Origin of the sequence: Francisella sp. LA112445, from assembly GCF_012224145.1 — a bacterium.
Taxonomy (GTDB): domain Bacteria; phylum Pseudomonadota; class Gammaproteobacteria; order Francisellales; family Francisellaceae; genus Francisella.
Window position 1 is genome coordinate 493,244 of the sequence record NZ_CP041030.1, and the last position, 22,255, is coordinate 515,498.

The following is a 22,255-nucleotide window of genomic DNA, read 5'->3' on the forward strand; positions in this document are numbered from 1 at the left end:
TTTTACTCTATAAAAGGTAAAAATCTAAAAAAGCCCTTACTTTTGGAATATCATACTCATGAGCTTGATAAAAAGTAAAGATGTCGTATTGTCTGAACTTAATCTCTGGTAATAAGTGTACTAAAGAGCCTTCTTTGATATCTTTTTCTACTAGCCTATCTCCAGTAAGGAAAAGTCCAATACCTCTCTTACATGCCTCATTAAGAGCATGAAAATCATCAATAAATAATATTGGCGAAGAACAAGGTATATAATCGCCATTTTCTAATGGTAATCTTGTGGCAGGTTTTCTTAGGCTATGGGAGATAAAAGGGTAGTGTAAAAGATCATTTATTGATTGTGGTAGTCCGTGTTTTTTAATTAACTCTGGTGATCCACATAATATATTTGAAATTGGCTGCATTCTCTTGTATCTAAAAGAGTCTGTAATTGGTGGTATTTGTGGAAATCCAACCATTATATCAATATCTTTCCGAGCTAAATCTGAATCATGTTCAGAGAATATTAATTCACATTGAATTAGAGGATACTTTTTTATAAATCCATCTAAACGCTCTAGTATAAATTCTCTGGCAAGTATTTTTGATACGAGTATGGTTAGTTGTCCTTGAGGAGTTGTTTGCCTAGATTCAATATACTCTTCTAGACACGTAGCTTCTTGAATTAGTTTTTTGCACTTATCGAGCATTATTTCTCCAAATGGGGTCAGCTCTACATTTCGAGTATTTCTATAAAATAATTTTTCCGATAAGTAATTTTCTAGAGCTATAATTTGTTTGCTAACAGCTGTTGGGGATATGCATAAATCTTCCGCTGCATTTTTATAATTTAGATATTGAGCAACTTTGAGGAAGTATTTAATTTGGGTATGGTTTATCATTCTAGTGAAATATAGTTTATATTAGAATATTTATTATAAACTATAGGTTTATAAATATTGAAATAGTTTCAGTTAAAGTTTAATATGAAAACTTCTATACTGTATGAACAATAAAGTAAAAATTGTTATAAAATGAAATTTGAATATCATCATGTAGGAATTCCTGTTACGGAACCTCGCCAAGGAGAGCGTTATAGTTCTGTTATGGATATGTATACTTCAGGTGGAGAGCTTCCAGGAAGAATACAATACCATAGATTTGGCCCTAATTGCCCATTAGATAAGTTAATTCAAACACAGCCACATATAGCATATAAGGTTGAAGATTTAGAAGAGGTTATTAAGGGCAAAAACATTCTTCTAGAGCCTTACTTCCCAATAGAAGGATTTAAGGTTGTAATAGTTGAAGAAAATGGAGCTGTGATTGAATTTATAGAAACTAATTTAACAGAACAAGAAATTTGGGATGAAAGTAAGCATAAAGGCTCAAATATTTATCCAGATAGAGAAAAATAAATAAATTTATAAGAAAACAACTTAGATTTACTAGAATGTAATGGTGGGCCCAGTAGGACTCGAACCTACGACCTACGGATTATGAGTCCGGCGCTCTAACCAACTGAGCTATAGGCCCAAAACATAAGCATGATTATATTTAAAATAATGCCAGTAGTCAATATTTATTTTTAAAATTATAACCTTTTATTTATATATTTTTGAAGATGTACCAACGATTAGAGGATCTGGAGAAATAGCAACTTCAGAATCTTTGTTATCATAGTCTACGATGCTTAAAATATGTCTTATAGCATTTAACCTTGCTCTTTTTTTATCATCTGATTTTACAATTACCCATGGAGCATATGGTTTATCTGTATAAATAAACATTCTTTCTTTAGCTTCAGTATAATCATCCCATTTATCAAGAGATGCTTTATCAATAGGGCTAAGCTTCCATTGTTTTAGAGGGTGAGATTCTCTAGCTATAAATCTATTCTTTTGCTCTTGTTGGCTTACTGAGAACCAAAACTTGATTATCATAGTACCACTATCGACTAGCATTTTCTCAAGTTGTGGTGCTTGCTCTAGAAAAGAGAAATATTCTCTTTCTGTACAAAATCCCATAACGCGCTCTACACCAGCACGGTTATACCATGATCTATCAAAAAGAACTATTTCTCCTCCAGAAGGAAGATGTTCAATATAGCGTTGGAAATACCATTGATTTCGCTCTCTTTCAGATGGTTTTTCAAGGGCTATTACTTTAGCTCCACGTGGATTAAGATGTTCCATCATGCGTTTAATAGTACCACCTTTACCAGCGGCATCGCGACCTTCAAAAATAATTAAGACTTTTTTGTTATTTTCTTTTACCCATCTTTGGAATTTCAACAATTCTATTTGTAAGTGATGTTTCTGCTTTTCATAAACTTTACGAGGTATTTTATGTTTATATGGGAAGATATTTTCAACAAAAAGTTTTTGGCGTTCTTCTTGGCTTAGAACTTTCATAAACAACACTCAAATAATTGATTTGAGTAATATATTAGCACATTGAGATAGTAAATGGATAGGTTAATTTTTCACAGGTTTTATGTTTAGTTTAAAGCTAAATAGTATATAAAAGATCATAAATAAAATTATAATACTAATAATTGGAGAAGGTGTTTTCATTGGGTAAAGAATAACAGCTAAAAATGTTGAGGCTGAGGCTAGCATTGTAAATATAAAAGTAAATAGTTTCACAGCTTTGCTATTGCTTATATTTTCAGTTCTTGAAAGGTAAATGTATTTTATTGGTATAAATGAAAATATTGTTAATACTATAATTGTAAACTCATTAACTAATTGTGAAGACTGAAAACATAACATAAACATTACTATAACATTCCAATAGCTTGGGAAACCAACAAAGAAATTATTGTTAGTTTTAGCATTAGGTTGGCAGAATTGATATGATGACGAAATTGTTATCATTACTACTATAGGAATTAGCCATTCTTGACTTACAACACCTGAAACGTATATCCAAATACAAGGTACAATAGAATAAGTTGTAAAGTCTATAATATTATCTAAAAGAGCTCCATCTAATGGGGCAAGTTTTTTGATATCGACCAACCTAGCTAAACTTCCATCAATAGAGTCAATAAAGATAGCTATAATAATGCTAAACATAGAAAGTTTAATATAGTGATGATGTAAGCTTACCTGATTAGTTACACTAGCTTTAGCTGCTTCAATTGAAAAAATAATAGCTAATATACCAAATACAGCACCTAAGGATGTGAAAAGGTGTACTAGCCAAGCATATATTTTTTGGAAAGTCTGCATTTTAATCGTTTTTATAAGTAAATTTACGGAATTGTAGCAAAAATAATCAGTAGTTTCTATTAATAACTAGATTAATGAGGTTTTCAAGCATTGTAAGATTCAAGTTTTCTTTCTTTAAAGTATTTAATATATCATCAATTTGCTCTTTTTTGCTCTTGAGGTAATTATTAGCTTCATCCAATCCCATTAAAGAAACATAGGTTGACTTGTTCGCAGCAATATCTTTAGCACTAGTTTTACCTAGTTCATCAGATGTTTTTGTAACATCTAAAATATCATCTTTGATTTGAAAGCATAGACCTATTAACTCTGAAAGTTTTATTAAAGAAGCTTTAATATCGGAACAGTGATTATCTAAAGTTAAGTAAGGTAGTAGCATACTTGCTGTAAACATTTTGGCAGTTTTATTAATATGAACAACCTCTAGAGAATCTAGTTGTAACTGTTTATTTTCACCTTCAATATCAAGTTGCTGACCTGATACCATTCCAGCAGAACCACTACATCGACTAAGGATTTTATTAATATTTTTCAGTTGAGAAACTCTATTTACTTCAATATCTTGGATTACTTCGAAAGCTAATGCTTGGAGTGCATCCCCAGCTAAAATTGCGGTAGCTTCATTAAACTTAATATGACATGTTGGTTTACCTCGACGTAGATCATCATTATCCATTGCAGGTAAGTCATCATGGATTAATGAATATGTATGAATTGCTTCTACAGCAAAGGCAATTTTATGGCAATTATTTATATCTACATTAAACATGTTACCTATAGCATATACAAACTGAGCTCTTACTCTTTTGCCACCACTAAAGAAACTATATTTCATGGCTTCTAATAATGTGTCAGATGGGCAGTAAATATTATTAAAAGTATTTTCAGCAAAATTATTGAAATTTATTAAGATATTGTTGGTTTTCATAAAAATTTTATAATATTTTCATATTGTTTATCTAAAACATCACTATGCTCTTTAAAGGTCTTTAGTGATCCTGTAGACATTTTATCTTGAAGAGCTTTGTTGCTTAAAATCTCTAATATATTATTGGATAAATCTTTGTGATCTTTTACTTTTATTAGGGCGTGGTTTTCATTCAGTTCTTTAGATATTTTACTAAAGTTAAATAGGCTTGGACCACTAATTATAGGTTTTGCTAATGCGGCTGGTTCAAGTAGGTTATGACCACCGTTATCTATTAGACTGCCACCAACAAAAGCTATATCAGATATATAGTATAAATCTAAAAGCTCGCCCATTGTATCACCAAGATATACTTGGGTATCTCTAAGTACTTCATCTTTAGAAAGGCTTCTTTTTTGATATGAAAAAGACTCATCGCTAATAAGTTTTTCTATTCTTAAAAATCTTTCTTTATGTCTTGGGACAATAATTAGTAAACATTCAGGATAAGTTTTTAAGATGTCTCTATGCGCTTTAAGTAATTCTTCTTCTTCACCTTGATGAGTGCTTCCTGCAATCCAAATAGGTCTATCTTTCAAGCTTTCTTTTAGTTTAGACATTTTTTCTTGTAAATTTTCAGGTGTGATAAGGTTATACTTTAGATTTCCAGTTAGCGATATTCTATCCTTTGCTATTCCTAAAGAGTGATATCTCTTCGCATCTTTCTCTGTTTGAGCATTAACGTGGGAAATTTTACTAAATAAAAACTCTTTGGCAAAAGGTAGTTTTGTATAATTACGCATAGATCTCTTAGAAAGTCTTGCATTAGTTATTACTACAGGGATATTTTCATTAAAACACTTATTTAGTATGTTAGGCCAAATTTCAGTTTCAATAACGATAAATATTTTGGGATTTAATTTTGTAAAAAAACTATTTATAAATGGTAATGTGTCATATGGGATATAAAGATGGTAAACATTGTCATAATTTTCATATAAACGTTTAACAACATCGCTTCCTGTTGGCGTTGTTGTCGTTATCACAAAATTATCATTTGGATAATTTTCAATTAATTTTTTAACTAAAGGCTCAGCAGATACTGTTTCACCAACTGATACAGAGTGAAGCCATATAGAATCTTTAAGGCGAATTGTAGTTTGTCCAAATCTTTCGGACCATCTTTTTCTGTAATTAGGATTTTTAAAACTACGACGAAACTTTTTTAAGTATATAAATGGTATAAAGATAGTAAACAGGCTTGAATATACATGAGATAAAATTAAAATAATAAAAGTTTTTAAATGTTTCACATTCTAACCTAAAAAATAGCTTTATTATCGATAGCACCTATATAGAAAATATTCTAACATATAATCTAAGATTTAGATAACCTGATATGTGATTAAATTTAACTTAAAGCTTTGATAAGTTCTTTTAGAGCGACAGCTCTGTGACTTATTTTATTTTTGTGCTTGGGTGAGATTTCAGCTAATGTCTTCTTAAATTCAGGTAAAGTAAAGATAGGATCATAACCAAATCCATAATCACCTTTTGGGGGGCTTGATATCTCTCCATTTAGAAATCCTAGAGCAGTAACAGGAGTTGGATCTAGAGGGTGTTTTACATAAGCTAAGGCACATACAAACCTAGCCTCTTTACATGTGGCTCCTTTGATTTTTGCTAACAGCTTATCAATATTTGCTTTATCGTTGCCATGTTCTCCTGAGTATCTAGCGGAATATATACCAGGCTCGCCATTTAATGAAAAAACTTCTAAGCCTGAATCATCAGCTATCGCGGGTAAGCTTGTATGCTCAGAACAGTTGCGAGCTTTTAAAATAGCATTTTCAATAAAGCTAAGTCCAGTTTCATCAGCATCTGGAACATTAAATTCTGTTTGAGGGATTATCTTTATGTTTATTTCGGCAAATATTTTTGTAAATTCTTGTATTTTGCCTTTATTGCTTGATGCAAGAACTATTTCTTTCATATCTTATAAGCTTTTAGGTTTTTCTATTTGCATATATATTAGCAATATTTGTTGTAAATGTTATCCTTTAAGTGATTTAAAGGAATTAAAAGAGAAGAGGTTATTATGAAAATATGTTTTATTGGTGGTGGTAATATGGCATCAGCAATGATTGCTGGAATGGTAGCACACGGTTATAGTACTAATGATATTATTGTTTTTGATAGAAATGATAAGAAACGTGAAAATTTAAATAAAAAATACTCTATTGATACATCAGATTCTTTGATCGAAACAGTTAAACAAGCAGATATATTGATATTAGCGATTAAACCACAAGGAATGGTTGATCTTATTAAAGAGATTAGAGATTTAGTAACTACTAGGCAAATAATAGTTACAGTTGCTGCAGGAATAGAAACAGAAGCATATGAGAAACTATTTGGTAAGGAAATAGCATTTGTTAGGAGCATTCCAAATACGCCAAGTAGTCTAGGTTATGGAGCTACTGGACTATATTTTAATAATAATGTGACTGCTAGAGATAAAGATTTGATTATTGATATTATGAAAACTATGGGTGTGGTGACAGTTGTTGAAGATGAAAGTGAAATTGACATTATAGCTGCAGTAGCTAGTTCAGGCCCTGCTTATTATTTTCAGTTTATGGAGCATATGATCAACTCAGCTGTAAAAAAAGGTTTAGAAAAATCTCAAGCTGAGAAGTTAGTTGCTCAAACATGTTTAGGAGCAGCTCAAATGGCTTTAAATAGTAGTGAAGATATAGCCACGCTAAGAAAGAATGTTACATCAAAAAATGGTATAACATTTGAAGCTTTAAAAACGTTTGAGAAATTTGATCTAGGCGGTATCGTAGATAAGGCAATTAAAGCAAACATAGATAGAGCAAAAGAACTAACTAAAGAGTTTAGTGATAGTTTATAGTCGTTGATTTTGAATCTAGTTTGTATGATTTGTTAAAATCAAAATTAGTATCTATAACTACTTCAAACGTAAATAAACATTTGCTTTAGCTACCTTGTAGGGTATACTTATCATGACATATGTATTGTCTAAGTATAATTGATTTTTTAATAAAATATAAAGGTATATAGAACTATGCGACTACTATTGGCAGAAGATGATCTGAATCTTGGAGAAGGATTACTGGAAGCTTTACAAAAAGAAGGTTTTATTGTTAATTTGGTTTCTGATGGTGAGGCAGCACAAACTTTTATAGAGTCTGGTCTTTATGATCTAGTAGTATTAGATATTGGCTTACCAATTAAAACAGGTTTAGAAGTTCTTCGAAATATTAGAAATAGAGGTGTAAAAGTGCCTATTCTTCTTTTGACTGCTAGAGATGGTCTAGAAGATAGGATCAAAGGTTTAGATTTAGGAGCTGATGATTATCTAACAAAACCATTTGAACTTAAAGAGTTAATAGCTAGAATTAAAGCTGTTTCTCGTAGAATTGATAAAAGAACTGGTAAAAAAGTTACTGAAGAAATTAGGTTTGGTGATTATAGCTTTAACCCTAGTTCAGAAACAGTTACAAAGGATGGAGTTATCATATCAGTATCTAAAAAAGAGTTAGCTCTTTTAACTATTTTAGTACAAAATGCTGGTCGAGTTGTACCAAAGACACAACTTTTAGAAGAAGTTTATGCAACAGATAAAGAGATGGATACAAATACTTTAGAAGTGCATATGCATAACCTAAGAAAGAAACTTAATATTCCTGGTTTCATTCAGACAATTAGAGGAGTTGGCTACTTTGTACAAAAGGATAAAGTAGTTAAGTAATTTTATGCAATTATTTGATTATTTTATAAGTCTCGGCTTTACATTTTGGCTATTGTTTTTAACTATAGTGAGTGGTTTAATCTACGCTATAGATTATTTCTTTTTCCAAAAACCTAGGTTAGCCCCTTATAAAGAACATTTAACAGGACTTAGCAAAAAGCAAAAAAGACAATTTTATAAAGACAATGATCTAAAGGCTCCTTTTATAGCGGATCAAGCTAGATCATTATTTAGTGTTTTTATTATAGTATTTTTTGTTAGAACTTTTTTCATAGGAAACTTCCTTATTCCAACAGCATCAATGACACCAACTTTACCAGTGGGTGATTTTATTTTTGTGAATAAAACGGCATATGGTATAAGAGCACCATTTTCAAATGATACTTTAATCAATATGGGCGAGCCTAAGCGTGGTGATATTGTTGTGTTTCATTTTCCTGTTAATCCTAATGTTGATTTTGTTAAAAGAGTTATTGGTCTTCCTGGTGATGTAATATCTTATAAAGATAAAATGTTAACAATAAATGGTCACAAGCTTAAATATACTGATTGTGATAAAGACGCTACTAATTATTACAACCAATCTATGTCAAATGGCGCTGGTGATACAGTTTGTACTGAAGACTTAGATGGGGTTAAGCACCAGGTCGATTGGATAGAATCTGTTAAAGGTAATGATTTTGAAAATTTAAAAGTTCCTGCAGGGCACTATTTTGTTATGGGTGATAACCGTGATAATAGTGAAGATAGTCGTTATTGGGGATTTGTTCCAGAACAAGATTTAGTTGGTAAGGCTAAGCTAGTATGGATGAGCTGGGATAAAATAGACAAAAAAGTTCGTTGGGATCAAATTGGAAAGGTCTTTTAGATAAATGACTCCTGAATACTCTAGATTTTACAATATTCTTGGTTATAAGTTTAAAGATCAAACTCTTTTGGTAAGAGCGCTAACTCATCGTAGTAAAACAAAGAAAAACTATGAAAGATTAGAGTTCCTTGGAGATTCAATACTTGGTTTTGTAATAGCAGAAGAGCTATATCTTAAGTTTCCTGATCTTGCAGAAGGGAAATTGTCTCAAATAAGATCAAAGCTTGTCAAAGGAGCAACATTGGCTCAATTAGCCTTGCAATTTAAGATAGATGAGTTTGTCATCTTAGGTGCAAGTGAACAAGGTGGACAAAAAAGAGAAAAGATACTTGAAGATATTTTTGAAGCTATAATTGGAGCTATTTATCTAGACAGTGATTTTGCAACTGTTAAGAAAGTTGTTCTTTGTTGGTATAAGAATGTGGTAGCGAATATCAACGTAGATAGTGTCAAAATAAAAGATAACAAATCAAAGCTTCAAGAAATTCTTTTGCAAAATTCTTTAAGCTTGCCGGAATATAGTATTGAGACAATACAGGGTAAGGATCATGAGCAGGTTTTTACTGTTAAAGCGAGCTCAAGGGAGTTAAATATTGATGTGGTCGCTCAGGGGACGTCACGTAGAAAGGCAGAGCAACAAGCTGCTGGTAAAATGATAGAAATATTAGCAAAGCAAGGCTTACATGAAAAAAAATAGATTAAATCTAAATGGTGTAATAGTAGTCAATAAATCTAAAGATATTAGTTCAAATAAAGTTCTTCAACAGCTTAAACACTTATTTAATGCTCAAAAAGCTGGTCATACAGGTACGTTAGATCCTATGGCAACAGGAGTTTTACCAATATGTTTTGGTAGAGCTACTAAAATAGCTCAATATTTGCTTGATGCGGATAAGGAATATATTGCAACTATTAAATTAGGTATAGAAACTGATAGTGGTGATGCTGAGGGTAATGTGGTCGCTGAAAATCACAGTGTACCAACCTTAACAGGATCTTTAATTGAGACAGTATTAGAAAAGTTTCGTGGAGGAATATCGCAAGTTCCACCAATGTACTCAGCTCTTAAATATAATGGACAACCATTGTATAAGCTTGCCAGAGAGGGCAAAAAAGTTGAGATAAAACCACGTAGTATAAAAATATATGAATTAGAATTATTAGATTTCTCTGAAACAACTATAACAGTTCGAGTTAAATGCTCTAAAGGAACTTATATTAGAAGTTTAGCTATAGATATCGGCAAACAATTAGGTTGTGGTGGGCATTTGATAGCTTTACAAAGAACCAAAAGTGGTCCTTTTAATTTAGATCGGGCATTTACCCTTGAACAACTAAAAAGTTTAAACTTTGAAGAAAAAATTGCTAGTATAGCTAATATAGAGAGTGTGTTTGTTGATAAGCCGATATATTCTCTTGAAGAAAAAGAGAAGGAAGATTTATATAAAAGAGGGCTCTTAGCAGATAAACCAAACTTAGATAAAACGGTTAGGATATATGATGACGGAAAGTTTGTTGCTATAGCTGAATTTGAAAAAGGTAAATTAATAAGTAAAAAATTTTTTGATCAGGATATATTGATAAGTGAGTAAATATAGCATACAAAATGATCCAAATAGGGATCTTGAAGCACAAAAATACGATAACCCAATACCAAGTAGAGAAGTTATACTAAATTATATAAAAGATACTAAACTGCCTGTAAGTATTGAAAATATAGCAACTGCTTTAGAAATCTTTAAGAAAAGTCTATTTGAAGGGTTAGTTAATCGTCTTGGGGCGATGGTTAGAGATGAGCAGCTAGAGAAAGATAAGTCATACTATAGTCTGCCAGATATGGTTCCTATTTACATAACTTCAAAAGTTACATCTGATAGGGATTCACGTTTAGAATTATTTAGTAATACTTTAAATACAAAAGTTAGCATTTTATCACATCAATCAAAATTAGTGATGGTTGGTGATGAGGTTACAGCTAAAGTTCTAGGTGTAAATAAGAGAGGTAGAATTGAGGCTGAAATAAAAACTATTGTTTCAAGAGCTCAAAAAATTGTTACAGGGTATTATTATAAGAGTTTTGATTGTCATTTTTTAAAACCAATAAGCAAAAATATAACTAATGATATTGTTCTTCTACCACCAAAAGAAAAGATCGAACATAATTCATTAATAGAAGCAGAAATAGTAGTTCAACCAAGTGTAAATAGTTGCGCTGTGGCTAAATTTAAACAAGAAGTCGAAGCTGTATCACCTGTCAAAGAGGCAATGATGATGGCTACGCAGAAGTATGATTTGGTTGAACAGTGGAGCAAAAAGGCACTTAGATATTTAGAGAATATTTCTGAAGATGTATCTGTTGGTAGTAGAATTGATCTCCGTGATAAGCATTTTGTAACTATAGATGGCGAAGATGCTAAAGACTTTGATGATGCTGTTTATGCTCATAAGACTAAAAGTGGTAGCTGGAAACTATATGTTGCAATTGCTGATGTTTCAAATTATGTGGCAAAAGATTCAGCATTAGATTTAGATGCAAAACGTCGTTCAACTTCAGTTTATTTTCCTGGCTATGTTATACCTATGTTACCTGAAAAACTTTCTAATGGTTTATGTTCGTTAAGACCAGAGGAGGATAGATATTCACTTGTTTGTGAGATGAATATTAGTAAGCAAGGTAAGCTATCAAGATATAATTTTTATTCAGCTGTTATTAACTCAAAAGCACGACTTACTTATACAGAGGTTGCGAAGCTTTTAGAGAAAAAGCAAAATACTATTGTTGAAAAGACTCCTGAATTAGTCCCTAACTTGTTTGATTTATATGAGTTATATAAAGTATTACATAGTGCTAGGGAAATAAGAGGAGCAATAGATTTTGATACTGTTGAGACACAAATAATACTCAACGAACATAATCATATAGAGTCAATTATCCCAAGACATCGTAATGATGCTCATAGGCTTATTGAAGAGTGTATGCTTGTAGCAAATGTCGCAGCTGCTAAATTTATGATTAAGCATAAAAAGACTTCACCATTTAGAGTACATAGTGAGCCTAAAGAAGATCGCATGGAGACTCTGAAAAAATATCTATCAAGGCATGGTATACATCTAGCCTATGGTAAAGATGGAAAGGTTACACCAAAAGCTTTATCTGAGATGCTTGAGAGTATAAAAGATCGTGCTGATTATGATGATATTCAGATGATGACTTTACGGAGTATGAATCAAGCAATATATAGTATAAATAATGATGGACATTTTGGTTTAGCATATAGTGAATATACTCACTTTACTTCGCCAATTCGAAGATATCCTGATTTAGTAGTGCATAGAATTATCAAATCAATAATTAATGAATATAAGCATGGTGGTGCAGACTATAAAGCTTCTGAGTTAGCTAATATCTGTGATAATGCTTCACAACAAGAGCGTAATGCTGATGGAGCTTCTAAGCAGGTAGAAAACTGGCTTAAGTGTTACTTTATGCAAGATTATATTGGTCATGTTTTAGAAGCACAAGTTAAGCATGTTAATGGCTTGGGACTTTTTGCTGAGCTAAAAGACATGTATATAGAAGGTTTAATACATGTTTCGGCTATTCCTGGGGATTATTATATTTATGATGAAACCAAAGATATACTTATAGGTAAAAGGACTCATAAGGTTTATAAAATTGGTCAAGATATCACAGTAAGGGTTGTTAGAGCTGACCTAGATAGGATACATATTGATTTTGAGTTATATGATCCTAGTAATAGTAAGTCTTTTGATGCAAGTGCTACTGAGAGGCCATCTGCTAAAAAACCAAAGAAAAATAAAAAGGTTAAAAAGAAGAGAGCTAGACGTAGAAGAAAGAATAAGTCTAGTAAAAAAGAAACTACTAAAGCTTAAGGTGCTTCATGCCCATTTGATATTTCTAAGATCTTAAACCAATCTTGAACATCTAAATTTATTTCTTGTGATTTTACAGTATTTTCTAATCTTGAAATATTTTGGCTGCCTATAATTACTTGAGGCTTTGCAGGGTGTTTAAGTAACCATGCCATAGCAATTTGATCAATACTATTTACATTGTATTTAGTAACTAGAGTTTGCATAAACGCAACAAGCTCTTTTTCCTTAGATGTTTCTGGGTTAAAAATCTTTCCACCAGCTAAAGGAGACCATGCCATAGGACGAATTTTATGTTGTTGTAATTGATCTAGAGTTCCATCATAGAAAGTATCTGTATGTAATACTGATATCTCAACCTGATTTGTCTTTAGCGGGATATAGCTATTTAATAAGTTAAACTGTGATGGTGTGAAGTTTGAGACACCAAACTCTTTTACTTTACCTTCTTTACGTAATTTTTCAAAAGTTTCAGCAATCACTTCAGCATTCATAAGAGGGCTAGGTCTATGTACTAGTAATAGATCAAGGTAGTCAGTACGTAGATTTTTTAAAGAATTTTCAGCAGATTCTATAATGCTTGCAGGAGATAAGTCATAATGTTTGACTTTATTTTTTGGCGTAAAATCGCATTCAAATTTGATGCCACACTTACTTACAATTTGCATTTTATCACGTAGATGAGAATGATTTTGTAGAGCATCACCAAAAAGCTTTTCACATTTATATTCACCATAGATATCAGCGTGATCCATTGTGCTAATGCCTAGATCAAGAGCTTTTTCAACAAGTTCAACAGTTTGTTTTTGTGATAGTTTAGCATCATCTAAACGCCAGAAACCTAGAGCAAAATTGTTTTTTAGCATGATTTTTCCTTATTATTTTTTAGGGATAAGAGTTTATTAGATTAGGAAAATCTTATAAAAAAAAATACTAATTTACAATAAAAAATACTTTCCTAAAAAATTACTAAGTGATAATTTAAATTAGATGGTTGTTTTATTTACATTAAAGGAAGTTTAATTATGGTATTTAAGAATGAGCATATCCAAGAGCAAAAAATTACTAATGGTAAGCCTTTTCCTTATGTCTTAAAAAATAATGGTCAGGTAAGCTCAAGTGAAGAATTTTTAGTATGGGTAAAAGAAAATAAAGATTCTCTAAAAGATTTGTTATTAGAGCATGATGCTGTACTGTTTCGAGACTTTCCTGTAGATGAAGCACAAACTTTTGAGGAAATGCTAGATATCGCTGAATTTCCTCGTATGGGATATGTTGGAGGAGCTGCTCCACGTAATAAAATGACAAGTGGTAGAGTCTTAACAGCAAATGAATCGCCATCTAGTGAAAGTATTCCGTTTCATCATGAGATGGCGCAAACTCCAAATCCACCTAAGAATATCTTTTTCTACTGCCATATTGCTGCAGAAAAAGGTGGAGCTACACCAATTCTACAATCAAACTTACTTTATAAGAGTTTTATTGAAATAGATCCAGAGTATGCAAACATGATAGAGAACAAAGGTGTTAGATATATTCGTGTGATGCCTCCTGAGACAGATACTAAATCAGCCATTGGAAGATCATGGAAAGAAACATTTCAATGTGAAACTAAAGAAGATGCTGAAAAAATAATGACAGAGCTCGGTACAGAGTGGGAATGGTTAGAAAATGATAATCTAAAAACAATCACAGCAGTATTACCAGCAGTTAGATTTGATGAACAAACAAAGCAAAAAACATTTTTTAATTCAATGATCGCTGTTTATACCGGTTGGAATGATGCTAGAAATCTTGGTGAAAAATCTGTAGTGACAGGGGATGGTGAATATTTAGATCCTAAAGTTATGCAAAAATTAGTAGAAGCTGCCCAAAAAGATGCAGTTGCATTTAAATGGCATAAAGGTGATGTATTATGGATTAATAATAATACTGTTTTGCACTCTCGCCAGCCTTATGAAGGTGAAAGAAAGATCTGTGCATCTATATCTCAATAAGTAAGTTAACACTTATATTTCTAATGAATAATTTTGGAGTGTATGATTAATGAAACTGAAGTTACGCAATTACTTTGCCTATGGTTTAGGTGATGTCTTTGGGGGAGGTGCTTTTACTCTTATAGGGACTTTCTTTTTAATATTTTTAACGAATAATGTTGGTTTATCGCCATGGTTGGCTGGTCTTATATTTGGTTTAGGGCGTTTTTGGTTAGCTATTGTCGATCCGATAGTAGGAAATCTTTCTGATAGAATTCGTTCACGTTTTGGGCGTAGAAGAGTATTCTTTTTAATTGGTTTTATCCCTATACTATTTACATTTATTCCTTTGTGGATGACACCTATTCATGTTAATGCAGAACATTCTAATGAGTTTCAGGTATTTTTATATTATTTGGTAATGTATTGTGTATTTGACTTTATCTACTCGATATTAGATACACCTTATGCATCTTTAGCTGCTGATATGAGTCATGATTATAAAGAGAGGGTATATCTATCAGCTTTTAGAATGGGATCATCTCAATTCTCAGCAATATTATCTACAGCTATTGCACCTTTGCTTTTAGTTAGCTTTTCATATAGCTCTAAAGCCTATGTAATTATGGCTACTGTATTTGCAATACTTTATTCAAGTGTTTGGGTAATAGTATTTTTAGGTACAAGTGAGATACCTCCAAAAAATAATTATAAAGAAAAAAGTCTAAGATGGTTTATGGTACCATTAAGTGGTTTTATTAGCTTTTTCTCGGCGATTAAAAATAAAACATTTCGTTATCATTTAGGATTATATCTATTTGCATTTGCAGGTTTAGATATACTTATGAGTTTTTCAGCGTATTATATAAATGTATATTTAGATAAGCCTGAGCTAATGTCATATGTTAGCTCAATGTGGATTGTTCAGTTAATAGTTTTGCCAGTGTATATATTTATTGCAAGTAGGTATAGTAAGGCTACAGCCTACAGGATAGGTGCGTGTATTTGGTTCTTAGCTGTAGTTGCTTTAGTAAACTTAACTCCTGAAAATGCCTCGCCATTTACAGTAAGTCTTCACTTTGGATTGATTGGGTTAGGTTTATCTGCATGCTATGTAATGCCTATGACCATGCTTAGTTTTGTTACAGAAGTTGATACTTTAATGAGTTGTAAAAGAAGAACTGGAATATATGCTGGTGCAATGTCATTTGCTAGGAAGTTTTCACAAGGTGTTTTAATACTTCCAGGAATTGGGCTTTTGTTGACAGTGATTGGCTATAAGAAAAATGCAACAGTCCAAACACCAGATACCTTATTTTATTTGCATTGGGTGTTTATATTAGTACCTTTAGTGCTTATTGTAATAGGTTTCTTATTTTCGTTAAGATTTGCTGTGAATCGTAGGAATTTTCATTTGCTTCAAAAAGAGGTGAATCGTCTTGAATCTGGAGATACTACAGAATCAGATTGTCATAGTACAAGAGACTTATGTAGAAAGGTTACAGGTAAATCTTATAGAGCTTTAATAGAAACTTGGAGAGAGTTTTATTCAAAGCATTCTTAGTATTTTTGGATTTAATATATTATGAAAATCTAAGCTGTTTTTTTAGGTTGTTTAAAATCCCAAACAATTCTAAACTTTTTAAGTACACATAAAATCATGTACGTTATGTCTAGTTGCCAGAACTTAAGATTATTTCTTATTGAATATGCAAATTTGTGATGATTATTATGCCAACCTTCACCAAATGTTATTAGTGCAACAAGCCAGTTGTTGCGACTATTATCTGTAGTTTGGTAATCTCTAGATCCAAAAATATGGCAAATTGAATTTACACTAAAAGTAGTATGGTAAAGCAGTACGGTACTTAATATACCACCCCAAAATACAAAAGCAAGTCCAGAAGTTTCAAGAGCTGGATAGAAATAACTAATACAACTACCTAGCATAAAAAGTCCAACTAAATATAATGCAAAAGATTCATGAGCATGTTTATCAAGCCATACTATCTCAGGATATTTAACCCAGTCTTTGATAAACTTAGGGTCGACTTCATCACTTCTTGCTTCAAAAACCCAACCAACATGAGCCTGGAAAACACCATTTTTAGGAGAGTGCATATCTGTTTCTTTATCCGAATGGATATGATGATATCTATGGTGTCCTGACCACCAAAGAGGACCTTTTTGTGAAGCCCATGTACCTACTAAGGCTAATATAAACTGAAATACTCGTGATGTTTTAAAAGCTTTATGTGAGAAATAGCGGTGATATCCAGCAGTAAGAGCAAATGTCCTCATACTAAAGGTTATAAGAAATACCAAAAGAGCTGTAATATTATAATTCACAAAAAATATTGCTAAGCATGCTAAGTGCATTGCGCTAAAAGCTATTATTGTGAATTTATTTGACTGTTGTTGCATAAGCTCTCCATGTTAGATCATTTTTTTTGCAATTTTAAAGTATAGTTTGTAAGGTAATGCTGCAATTAGTTTTAGAATTATAGTAAATTTTTTCGTAAAATGAACCTCAAATTTGTTAGATTGTAGACCTTTGATAATACTATCTGCTGCTTGTTGTGGCTCAAGCAGAGCAGGCATTTTAAAATTGTTTTTATCAGTAAGCTTAGTTTTTACAAAGCTTGGATTGATTAAACGAATATCTAAATCAGGATTTTCTGCCTTTAAGCTTTCAACCAAGTTGATAACACCAGCTTTAGTTGCTGCATATGGTTGAGACCTTGGTAACCCAATATAACCAGCTACACTTGCAGTTATAGCAAGCTGACACTTAGGATTGTTTTTTATATATGGTAGTACAAATCTAATTAGATAAAAGACAGCGGTAAGATTTGTCTGTATTGTTTTATCTAGATTTGAAATAGCAATATCACTAATTAAAGAAGGTTCATAAAAAGCAGGCAAGTAGATTATAAAATCTGGTTTGTAGGTTAGGGCAGATTTAGCACCTTCTTCGAATTCTAAGAAATTAGCTACATCAATGCTTATTATTTCAGCTTTGTTTTTTAGCTGGTCAGCAATATTTTGAAGCTTTTCTTCAGAGCGAGCAGAGATAATGAACTTAGCTTCTATAGAGCTATCTAATCTTTGCAAAAGTGCTTTACCTATACCATCTGTAGCACCTGTTATCCATATGGTTTTATTTGCAAATTTTTGCATACTACTCTCCAGTATTTTCCTTATGCATAAATAGTGTTAGTGATCCGACAGTTATACCGAATTTTTTGAAAGTGTTCTTATTTATTAATACTCCGTCATGCATTAGATACATCCAGTCATCGAAACTGATTTTATATTTTTTATCACCAACAGGGATATTCATTTGATATTGCCAGTTCATAGCATTACCTTCGACATAAATTTTAGCTCTACCAATTACATCACCGGTTGTGCCTTCATAGTAGTTATCAGATATCTTTTTGATTTTCCAAATGCGATGATCTTTTTCACCATTATAGTAAACCATATTTTCATCAAAAGTACCGATATCACCATCCCAGCTTGCAGTACCAGAGAAATCAAATTTTTTGATGACTTTGCCTTTGTAATCTTGAATAAGCCCTGTACCAACGATTTTACCTTGTAGATATTTTTGTAAGTCTAGCTTTGGACCTTCGCCTTTGTAGCTAGAAATATCAGCAGAGCATCCAAAAAGTCCTAGTGCCATAATAATTACTCCTATTTTATATATTAATCTCTTCATAATAATCCCCTTAGTTTCTTCGAAAGCTTAATGTTTGATGATCTATCGCTTAGCCATATTTCAAAGAAATATTTAGATAGTTTTTTAGATGGTATTTCACCAATTAATCCTGAGTCTGAGTATAGATAACCATTACCATCTTGATCCATGTAACCATATAGGTTAGAACCTTTTTTTACATTAGGAATTAGATTGTTAAATACTTCACTATACTCTCTAGAGTTATCATTAACATCCATAGGGTGTTGTTCATAGATTTGCTGTACTGTGTGTTTAGCAATAGTTTGTCCACTGATATTTCTTAGATAATGAATTTTTAGTAGAAAAGGTTTATTCCAACTAAAAGTACCATTTTGAGTAAGAAGAGTTGCATCATATATGCTAAAAAACCATTTTGTAAAATGTATCTTACCAACTTGCTGAGATTCTTGTTTTTTTACCTGTGCTAAAGTCAAAGGTTTAGCAGTAGCTAGAAGTGGTAGACTGATAAATACTATTACTAGTAGTTTCCTAAGCATGAACTATCTCCAGTTGGGCAACATCAATACGGCCATGAGTAAATGCAGCACTACATGAGTTTAAGTAAAAACGCCACATTCTTTGGAAGCGTTTATCAAAACCAAGTTTAATTAGATTTTGCTCTACATTGATAAAACTTTTGTCCCATTGATCTAGAGTTTTAGCATAATCTTTACCAAAAAAATCTTTGTTTATACATTTTAGCCCCACTTTATCAAGCTCAATATTAATTTGCTCAATAGATGGTAAAAACCCGCCAGGGAATATGAAGGTTCTAATCATATCAGTACCTTTTGCATAATCAGCAAAAAGCTTGTCATCAATAACTATACTTTGGATGATTATTTTACCATCTTGTTTTATTAGTGATTTAAGCTTTGAAAAATATGTATTCCAGTATTCTCTACCTACTGCCTCGATCATTTCAATAGAAACTAAATAATCATATTTGCCTTCTTGGATACGGTAATCTTCGATAACTATGTCAGCATTTTTACCAGTTAAACGCTCTTTAGCATAGTCATGTTGCTCTTGAGAAAGTGTAATACCTTTGACAGAATAGTTACCATTATTTAAAGCAGTCTCAGCAAAGCCACCCCAGCCACAACCAATCTCAATAATTGAGCCATTTTTTTTATCAAATTTATCGATAATATTTTGATACTTATTTATTTGTGCTTGCTCTAATGTTTCATCATCATTTTTATATAAAGCAGAAGAGTAGGTCATAGTTTTATCTAACCATAACTTATAAAACTCATTACCTAAATCATAATGTGCATGGATGTTTTTTTTGCTTTGCTTGATGTTGTTACGTTTGGTTAAATATCCAAGTTTTTGCAGTATTTTGAAAAGTATATTTGGTTCCATATATTGGCCAAAAGCTTCTTCATTTTCTAAACCTAGTAGAATTAGTGATTTTAGATCTGAAGTTTCCCAGTAGCCATCACGATAGTCAGCGGCAAAACCAATATCAGCTTTTAATTTTAGATTTACAACTGTACGCCAATCTTTAAGTTTAAGATCTGCTGTTGGACCTTGCTTGCCACCTTTTGTAAATATTGTATCACCTTCAGGAGTAGTTAAGTGTAGCTCACCATATTCAATTTTATTTAGTGATTCCAGGAGATTTTTCTTTACTAACTTTTCAAACATTTTGCAGATACCAATTTTATAACTTGTTTAAATATTACCAAAAAAATATTGTGGTAATATTGCTGCAAAATTAAATTTTGTTAATAAACGTTTTATCAAAGAAAGTGATATAAGTATTTACATATTACATGAGGTTTAAAGTGGTTTAGCAAGACTCACTTTTATGTCTTTCTGCTTAGGCTTTGGAATATATTTAATATGTTTAAATACAATTTTTAAGGCTTGCCAATGGATCAAGTAGATAACTTTTAAAGTTAATAAGGGAGATCTAAAAAATTCTTTGATTAGATTTGTACTAGTTAGTGGTTTTGCTTGTGCTGTAATAGCTGTACCAAGTTGTAATTGGTTATCATCATAGTAGTTTATAATAATTTGGTTTTTAGCATTATTTTTTAGATTTAGTGAGAAGTTAAACTTATAAAAGCCTTTACGAGGATAAAAGGGTGATACGTGAAAATCTTTTTCTGCTTTAAACCAGCATTTATCTGTAATCTCTTGACCAGATTTGTGACAAATATAGCTATGAGTTTCTTTAAAGGTATTGTTTACTTCAGCAATTACAGCTATAAGTTTATTTTTATTGTAACAAAGCCAAAAGCTTACAGGATTAAAAAGATAGCCAAGAACTCTAGGCATAGTCATGAGTTTAACACTGTCATATTTTAAATTGTTTTGCTCAAGTAAATTAGTAGCCCAGTTTAGACAATTTGAACCATCTCGATAGCCATGATCTTTATCATAGAAGCTATACACGTTTAGTTTATTTAAACTAAAGATTCTGGGTTTGTTATTGCTTAGATCAAGCATATCTAAAATTATATAATAAGATCTATATCTAAAAGAGTTTTGTTTTGGGTGATGTCTTTTATGGTAGACTTTCGAGCTTAAAACAAAATCTTTTACCATGGAGTTCCAATCCCTAATTTTGATGCAACATTTACTGCACTAAGTATACCATCTTCATGGAAGCCGTATCTTAAATAAGCACCACAGAAATAGGTATTATTTACACCTTGTATTTTATCAATTTGCTGTTGAGCTTGTATTGCTTTTTTATCAAAAACAGGATGTTCAAAAACATGCTCGTTGATTATTTTTTTTTGATCCGGTTTTTGGTCTGGGTTTACTGTTACAAAGTAATCTGTATCTGTATTTAATGGCTGTAGATTGTTCATCCAGTAGCTTAGAGATACAACATTACGCTTATCTTTTGTTTCAGCACTTAGATAATTCCAGCTTGACCAAGCAGTTTTACGCTTTGGCATAATAGCATCATCTGTATGTAATATAACTGTGTTAGGCTGATATTTAATCGCAGAGATTAGCTCTTTCTCATTTTGGTTTGGATCATCCAGTAGTTCCAGAACTTCATTCGAGTGACAAGCAAATACTACTTTATCAAACTCATTAATACTATTTTGATTATCTGTAATGGAGATTTTATCTGATCTTGATACAACTTTTGCCATTGGAGCAAATTTTACATTAGCACTTTCTAGTTCTTTGATAATTTTATCAACATAAGTTTTACTACCACCTTTTACAGTATACCATTGGACTGGTTTAGTAGTTGTGAGTAAACCATGATTACTAAAAAATCTAATAAAACTAAGAGCAGGAAACTCATACATTTTCTCAAGAGGAGTGCTCCAAATACATGCCCCCATAGCTAGTAAATAATAGTCTCTAAACCATGTACCTACATTAATATTATCTAGATATTCTTTTAGAGTAATATTCTCATTTAAAGTTCCTTTTTCTAAATGCTCATTAGATATCTTATTAAACTTAAGAATATCTTTTATCATTTTATAATAGCTTGGTTTTAGTAAATTTGATTTCTGCGCAAATAGGCTTTTAAAGCTACTTGATCCATATTCAAAAGCACCATTTTTAATAGATACTCCGAATGACATATTGCTTTCTGCAACAGGAACATCTAAATGCTTAAAAAGTCTCGATAGGTGATAGTATGTATGGTAATTAAAAACTATAAAGCCTGTATCTATTGGCAAATTTTGAACCTCTAGAGTACGAGCATGACCACCAAAGTAGTTGTTTTTCTCATATAGTGTAACTTCGTATTTGTCTTTTAGTAAATAACTTAGAGCTAGTCCTGATATTCCACTTCCTATTACAGCTATTTTTTCCATACTATTTTGATTATCTTATAGATATGTTATTAGTTATAGCTTAGTTTTAAAAGCGATAAAAGCATAG

At 31.6% G+C, this 22,255-nt stretch carries 23 protein-coding genes and 1 tRNA gene; 9 read left to right on the plus strand and 15 right to left on the minus strand.

What is annotated here, in order from left to right; genetic code table 11:
- Positions 1–7: 7 nt before the first annotated feature.
- Entirely contained in the window at positions 8–880 is an 873-nt protein-coding gene (locus tag FIP56_RS02465) for a LysR family transcriptional regulator (protein ID WP_192577388.1), read from the minus strand.
- 132 nt (positions 881–1,012) lie between these two features.
- Between FIP56_RS02465 and FIP56_RS02470 the strand changes: the two genes are divergently transcribed.
- Positions 1,013–1,396, plus strand: a complete 384-nt coding sequence (locus tag FIP56_RS02470) for a helicase (RefSeq protein ID WP_192577389.1) — start codon at positions 1,013–1,015, stop codon at positions 1,394–1,396.
- A 41-nt stretch (positions 1,397–1,437) separates the two neighbouring features.
- Here FIP56_RS02470 and FIP56_RS02475 read toward each other — a convergent pair.
- The 6 genes from FIP56_RS02475 to rdgB form a co-directional block, all read right to left on the minus strand.
- Positions 1,438–1,514, minus strand: a tRNA-Ile gene (locus FIP56_RS02475).
- A 68-nt stretch (positions 1,515–1,582) separates the two neighbouring features.
- Positions 1,583–2,392 (minus strand): polyphosphate kinase 2, encoded by an 810-nt coding sequence (gene ppk2, locus FIP56_RS02480; RefSeq protein ID WP_192577390.1) that lies wholly within the window; start codon positions 2,390–2,392, stop codon positions 1,583–1,585.
- Between the two features lie 63 nt (positions 2,393–2,455).
- Positions 2,456–3,220: a phosphatidylcholine synthase gene (locus FIP56_RS02485; RefSeq protein ID WP_209451867.1), complete on the minus strand. Its 765-nt coding sequence runs from the start codon at positions 3,218–3,220 to the stop codon at positions 2,456–2,458.
- A 40-nt stretch (positions 3,221–3,260) separates the two neighbouring features.
- Positions 3,261–4,142 carry a farnesyl diphosphate synthase gene (locus FIP56_RS02490; RefSeq protein WP_192577392.1) on the minus strand — a complete coding sequence of 294 codons (882 nt, stop codon included), beginning with the start codon at positions 4,140–4,142 and terminating at the stop codon, positions 3,261–3,263.
- A complete protein-coding gene (waaA, locus tag FIP56_RS02495) occupies positions 4,139–5,434 on the minus strand; it encodes a lipid IV(A) 3-deoxy-D-manno-octulosonic acid transferase (protein ID WP_192577393.1) in 1,296 nt (431 codons plus the stop codon). The genes FIP56_RS02490 and waaA overlap by 4 nt, the downstream gene beginning before the upstream one ends.
- Before the next feature lie 98 nt (positions 5,435–5,532).
- Complete coding sequence (rdgB, locus tag FIP56_RS02500; RefSeq protein WP_192577394.1) at positions 5,533–6,114, minus strand: RdgB/HAM1 family non-canonical purine NTP pyrophosphatase; 582 nt, start codon at positions 6,112–6,114, stop codon at positions 5,533–5,535.
- A 105-nt stretch (positions 6,115–6,219) separates the two neighbouring features.
- On the opposite strand from rdgB, the gene proC reads away from it, so the two are divergent.
- The 6 genes from proC to rnr all read left to right on the plus strand — a co-directional run bounded on the left by proC (position 6,220) and on the right by rnr (position 12,661).
- Positions 6,220–7,038 carry a pyrroline-5-carboxylate reductase gene (gene proC / locus FIP56_RS02505; RefSeq protein WP_192577395.1) on the plus strand — a complete coding sequence of 273 codons (819 nt, stop codon included), beginning with the start codon at positions 6,220–6,222 and terminating at the stop codon, positions 7,036–7,038.
- A 174-nt stretch (positions 7,039–7,212) separates the two neighbouring features.
- The gene (locus FIP56_RS02510; RefSeq protein WP_192577396.1) at positions 7,213–7,899 is read left to right on the plus strand and encodes a response regulator transcription factor; all 687 of its coding nucleotides are present in this window, start codon (positions 7,213–7,215) and stop codon (positions 7,897–7,899) included.
- A gap of 4 nt (positions 7,900–7,903) precedes the next feature.
- A complete protein-coding gene (lepB, locus tag FIP56_RS02515; protein WP_192577397.1) occupies positions 7,904–8,767 on the plus strand; it encodes a signal peptidase I in 864 nt (287 codons plus the stop codon).
- A 4-nt stretch (positions 8,768–8,771) separates the two neighbouring features.
- Positions 8,772–9,464 carry a ribonuclease III gene (gene rnc / locus FIP56_RS02520; RefSeq protein WP_192577398.1) on the plus strand — a complete coding sequence of 231 codons (693 nt, stop codon included), beginning with the start codon at positions 8,772–8,774 and terminating at the stop codon, positions 9,462–9,464.
- Positions 9,451–10,359, plus strand: coding sequence for a tRNA pseudouridine(55) synthase TruB (truB, locus tag FIP56_RS02525; protein WP_192577399.1), 909 nt, complete (start codon positions 9,451–9,453; stop codon positions 10,357–10,359). Before rnc ends, truB begins: the two co-directional genes overlap by 14 nt.
- On the plus strand, positions 10,352–12,661 hold the full coding sequence (rnr, locus tag FIP56_RS02530) for a ribonuclease R (protein ID WP_192577400.1): 2,310 nt from the start codon (positions 10,352–10,354) through the stop codon (positions 12,659–12,661). The genes truB and rnr overlap by 8 nt, the downstream gene beginning before the upstream one ends.
- Here the strand turns inward: rnr and FIP56_RS02535 are convergent.
- Positions 12,658–13,527 carry an aldo/keto reductase gene (locus tag FIP56_RS02535; protein ID WP_192577401.1) on the minus strand — a complete coding sequence of 290 codons (870 nt, stop codon included), beginning with the start codon at positions 13,525–13,527 and terminating at the stop codon, positions 12,658–12,660. The two genes, rnr and FIP56_RS02535, sit on opposite strands and share 4 nt — an antisense overlap.
- A gap of 159 nt (positions 13,528–13,686) precedes the next feature.
- Between FIP56_RS02535 and FIP56_RS02540 the strand changes: the two genes are divergently transcribed.
- Both FIP56_RS02540 and FIP56_RS02545 read left to right on the plus strand, forming a co-directional pair.
- A complete protein-coding gene (locus tag FIP56_RS02540; RefSeq protein WP_192577402.1) occupies positions 13,687–14,658 on the plus strand; it encodes a TauD/TfdA family dioxygenase in 972 nt (323 codons plus the stop codon).
- Between the two features lie 49 nt (positions 14,659–14,707).
- On the plus strand, positions 14,708–16,201 hold the full coding sequence (locus FIP56_RS02545; RefSeq protein WP_192577403.1) for an MFS transporter: 1,494 nt from the start codon (positions 14,708–14,710) through the stop codon (positions 16,199–16,201).
- A gap of 29 nt (positions 16,202–16,230) precedes the next feature.
- On the opposite strand, the gene FIP56_RS02550 is transcribed toward FIP56_RS02545, so the two are convergent.
- From FIP56_RS02550 to FIP56_RS02580, 7 genes are all read right to left on the minus strand, one after another.
- Complete coding sequence (locus tag FIP56_RS02550; RefSeq protein WP_192577404.1) at positions 16,231–17,061, minus strand: acyl-CoA desaturase; 831 nt, start codon at positions 17,059–17,061, stop codon at positions 16,231–16,233.
- 12 nt (positions 17,062–17,073) lie between these two features.
- Positions 17,074–17,817, minus strand: coding sequence for an SDR family NAD(P)-dependent oxidoreductase (locus FIP56_RS02555; RefSeq protein WP_192577405.1), 744 nt, complete (start codon positions 17,815–17,817; stop codon positions 17,074–17,076).
- Between the two features lies 1 nt (position 17,818).
- Entirely contained in the window at positions 17,819–18,361 is a 543-nt protein-coding gene (locus FIP56_RS02560; RefSeq protein WP_192577406.1) for a DUF3833 domain-containing protein, read from the minus strand.
- Positions 18,358–18,879 carry a hypothetical protein gene (locus tag FIP56_RS02565; RefSeq protein ID WP_192577407.1) on the minus strand — a complete coding sequence of 174 codons (522 nt, stop codon included), beginning with the start codon at positions 18,877–18,879 and terminating at the stop codon, positions 18,358–18,360. The genes FIP56_RS02560 and FIP56_RS02565 overlap by 4 nt, the downstream gene beginning before the upstream one ends.
- Positions 18,872–20,035, minus strand: coding sequence for a cyclopropane-fatty-acyl-phospholipid synthase family protein (locus FIP56_RS02570; RefSeq protein WP_192577408.1), 1,164 nt, complete (start codon positions 20,033–20,035; stop codon positions 18,872–18,874). Before FIP56_RS02570 ends, FIP56_RS02565 begins: the two co-directional genes overlap by 8 nt.
- Before the next feature lie 135 nt (positions 20,036–20,170).
- The gene (locus tag FIP56_RS02575) at positions 20,171–20,941 is read right to left on the minus strand and encodes a DUF1365 domain-containing protein (RefSeq protein WP_192577409.1); all 771 of its coding nucleotides are present in this window, start codon (positions 20,939–20,941) and stop codon (positions 20,171–20,173) included.
- Positions 20,935–22,188, minus strand: coding sequence for an FAD-dependent oxidoreductase (locus FIP56_RS02580; protein ID WP_192577410.1), 1,254 nt, complete (start codon positions 22,186–22,188; stop codon positions 20,935–20,937). Before FIP56_RS02580 ends, FIP56_RS02575 begins: the two co-directional genes overlap by 7 nt.
- Positions 22,189–22,255 lie beyond the last annotated feature (67 nt).

What these genes read in the sequence shown, in the direction of transcription:
- FIP56_RS02565 (WP_192577407.1), bottom strand. Translation starts at nt 18,879, where the DNA reads ATGCTTAGGAAACTACTAGTAATAGTATTTATCAGTCTACCACTTCTA.
- rnc (WP_192577398.1), top strand. Translation starts at nt 8,772, where the DNA reads ATGACTCCTGAATACTCTAGATTTTACAATATTCTTGGTTATAAGTTT.
- FIP56_RS02535 (WP_192577401.1), bottom strand. Translation starts at nt 13,527, where the DNA reads ATGCTAAAAAACAATTTTGCTCTAGGTTTCTGGCGTTTAGATGATGCT.
- ppk2 (WP_192577390.1), bottom strand. Translation starts at nt 2,392, where the DNA reads ATGAAAGTTCTAAGCCAAGAAGAACGCCAAAAACTTTTTGTTGAAAAT.
- FIP56_RS02545 (WP_192577403.1), top strand. Translation starts at nt 14,708, where the DNA reads ATGAAACTGAAGTTACGCAATTACTTTGCCTATGGTTTAGGTGATGTC.
- rdgB (WP_192577394.1), bottom strand. Translation starts at nt 6,114, where the DNA reads ATGAAAGAAATAGTTCTTGCATCAAGCAATAAAGGCAAAATACAAGAA.
- FIP56_RS02570 (WP_192577408.1), bottom strand. Translation starts at nt 20,035, where the DNA reads ATGTTTGAAAAGTTAGTAAAGAAAAATCTCCTGGAATCACTAAATAAA.
- FIP56_RS02540 (WP_192577402.1), top strand. Translation starts at nt 13,687, where the DNA reads ATGGTATTTAAGAATGAGCATATCCAAGAGCAAAAAATTACTAATGGT.
- FIP56_RS02510 (WP_192577396.1), top strand. Translation starts at nt 7,213, where the DNA reads ATGCGACTACTATTGGCAGAAGATGATCTGAATCTTGGAGAAGGATTA.
- proC (WP_192577395.1), top strand. Translation starts at nt 6,220, where the DNA reads ATGAAAATATGTTTTATTGGTGGTGGTAATATGGCATCAGCAATGATT.
- lepB (WP_192577397.1), top strand. Translation starts at nt 7,904, where the DNA reads ATGCAATTATTTGATTATTTTATAAGTCTCGGCTTTACATTTTGGCTA.
- FIP56_RS02580 (WP_192577410.1), bottom strand. Translation starts at nt 22,188, where the DNA reads ATGGAAAAAATAGCTGTAATAGGAAGTGGAATATCAGGACTAGCTCTA.
- FIP56_RS02470 (WP_192577389.1), top strand. Translation starts at nt 1,013, where the DNA reads ATGAAATTTGAATATCATCATGTAGGAATTCCTGTTACGGAACCTCGC.
- FIP56_RS02490 (WP_192577392.1), bottom strand. Translation starts at nt 4,142, where the DNA reads ATGAAAACCAACAATATCTTAATAAATTTCAATAATTTTGCTGAAAAT.
- truB (WP_192577399.1), top strand. Translation starts at nt 9,451, where the DNA reads ATGAAAAAAAATAGATTAAATCTAAATGGTGTAATAGTAGTCAATAAA.
- FIP56_RS02550 (WP_192577404.1), bottom strand. Translation starts at nt 17,061, where the DNA reads ATGCAACAACAGTCAAATAAATTCACAATAATAGCTTTTAGCGCAATG.
- FIP56_RS02555 (WP_192577405.1), bottom strand. Translation starts at nt 17,817, where the DNA reads ATGCAAAAATTTGCAAATAAAACCATATGGATAACAGGTGCTACAGAT.
- FIP56_RS02560 (WP_192577406.1), bottom strand. Translation starts at nt 18,361, where the DNA reads ATGAAGAGATTAATATATAAAATAGGAGTAATTATTATGGCACTAGGA.
- FIP56_RS02465 (WP_192577388.1), bottom strand. Translation starts at nt 880, where the DNA reads ATGATAAACCATACCCAAATTAAATACTTCCTCAAAGTTGCTCAATAT.
- FIP56_RS02575 (WP_192577409.1), bottom strand. Translation starts at nt 20,941, where the DNA reads ATGGTAAAAGATTTTGTTTTAAGCTCGAAAGTCTACCATAAAAGACAT.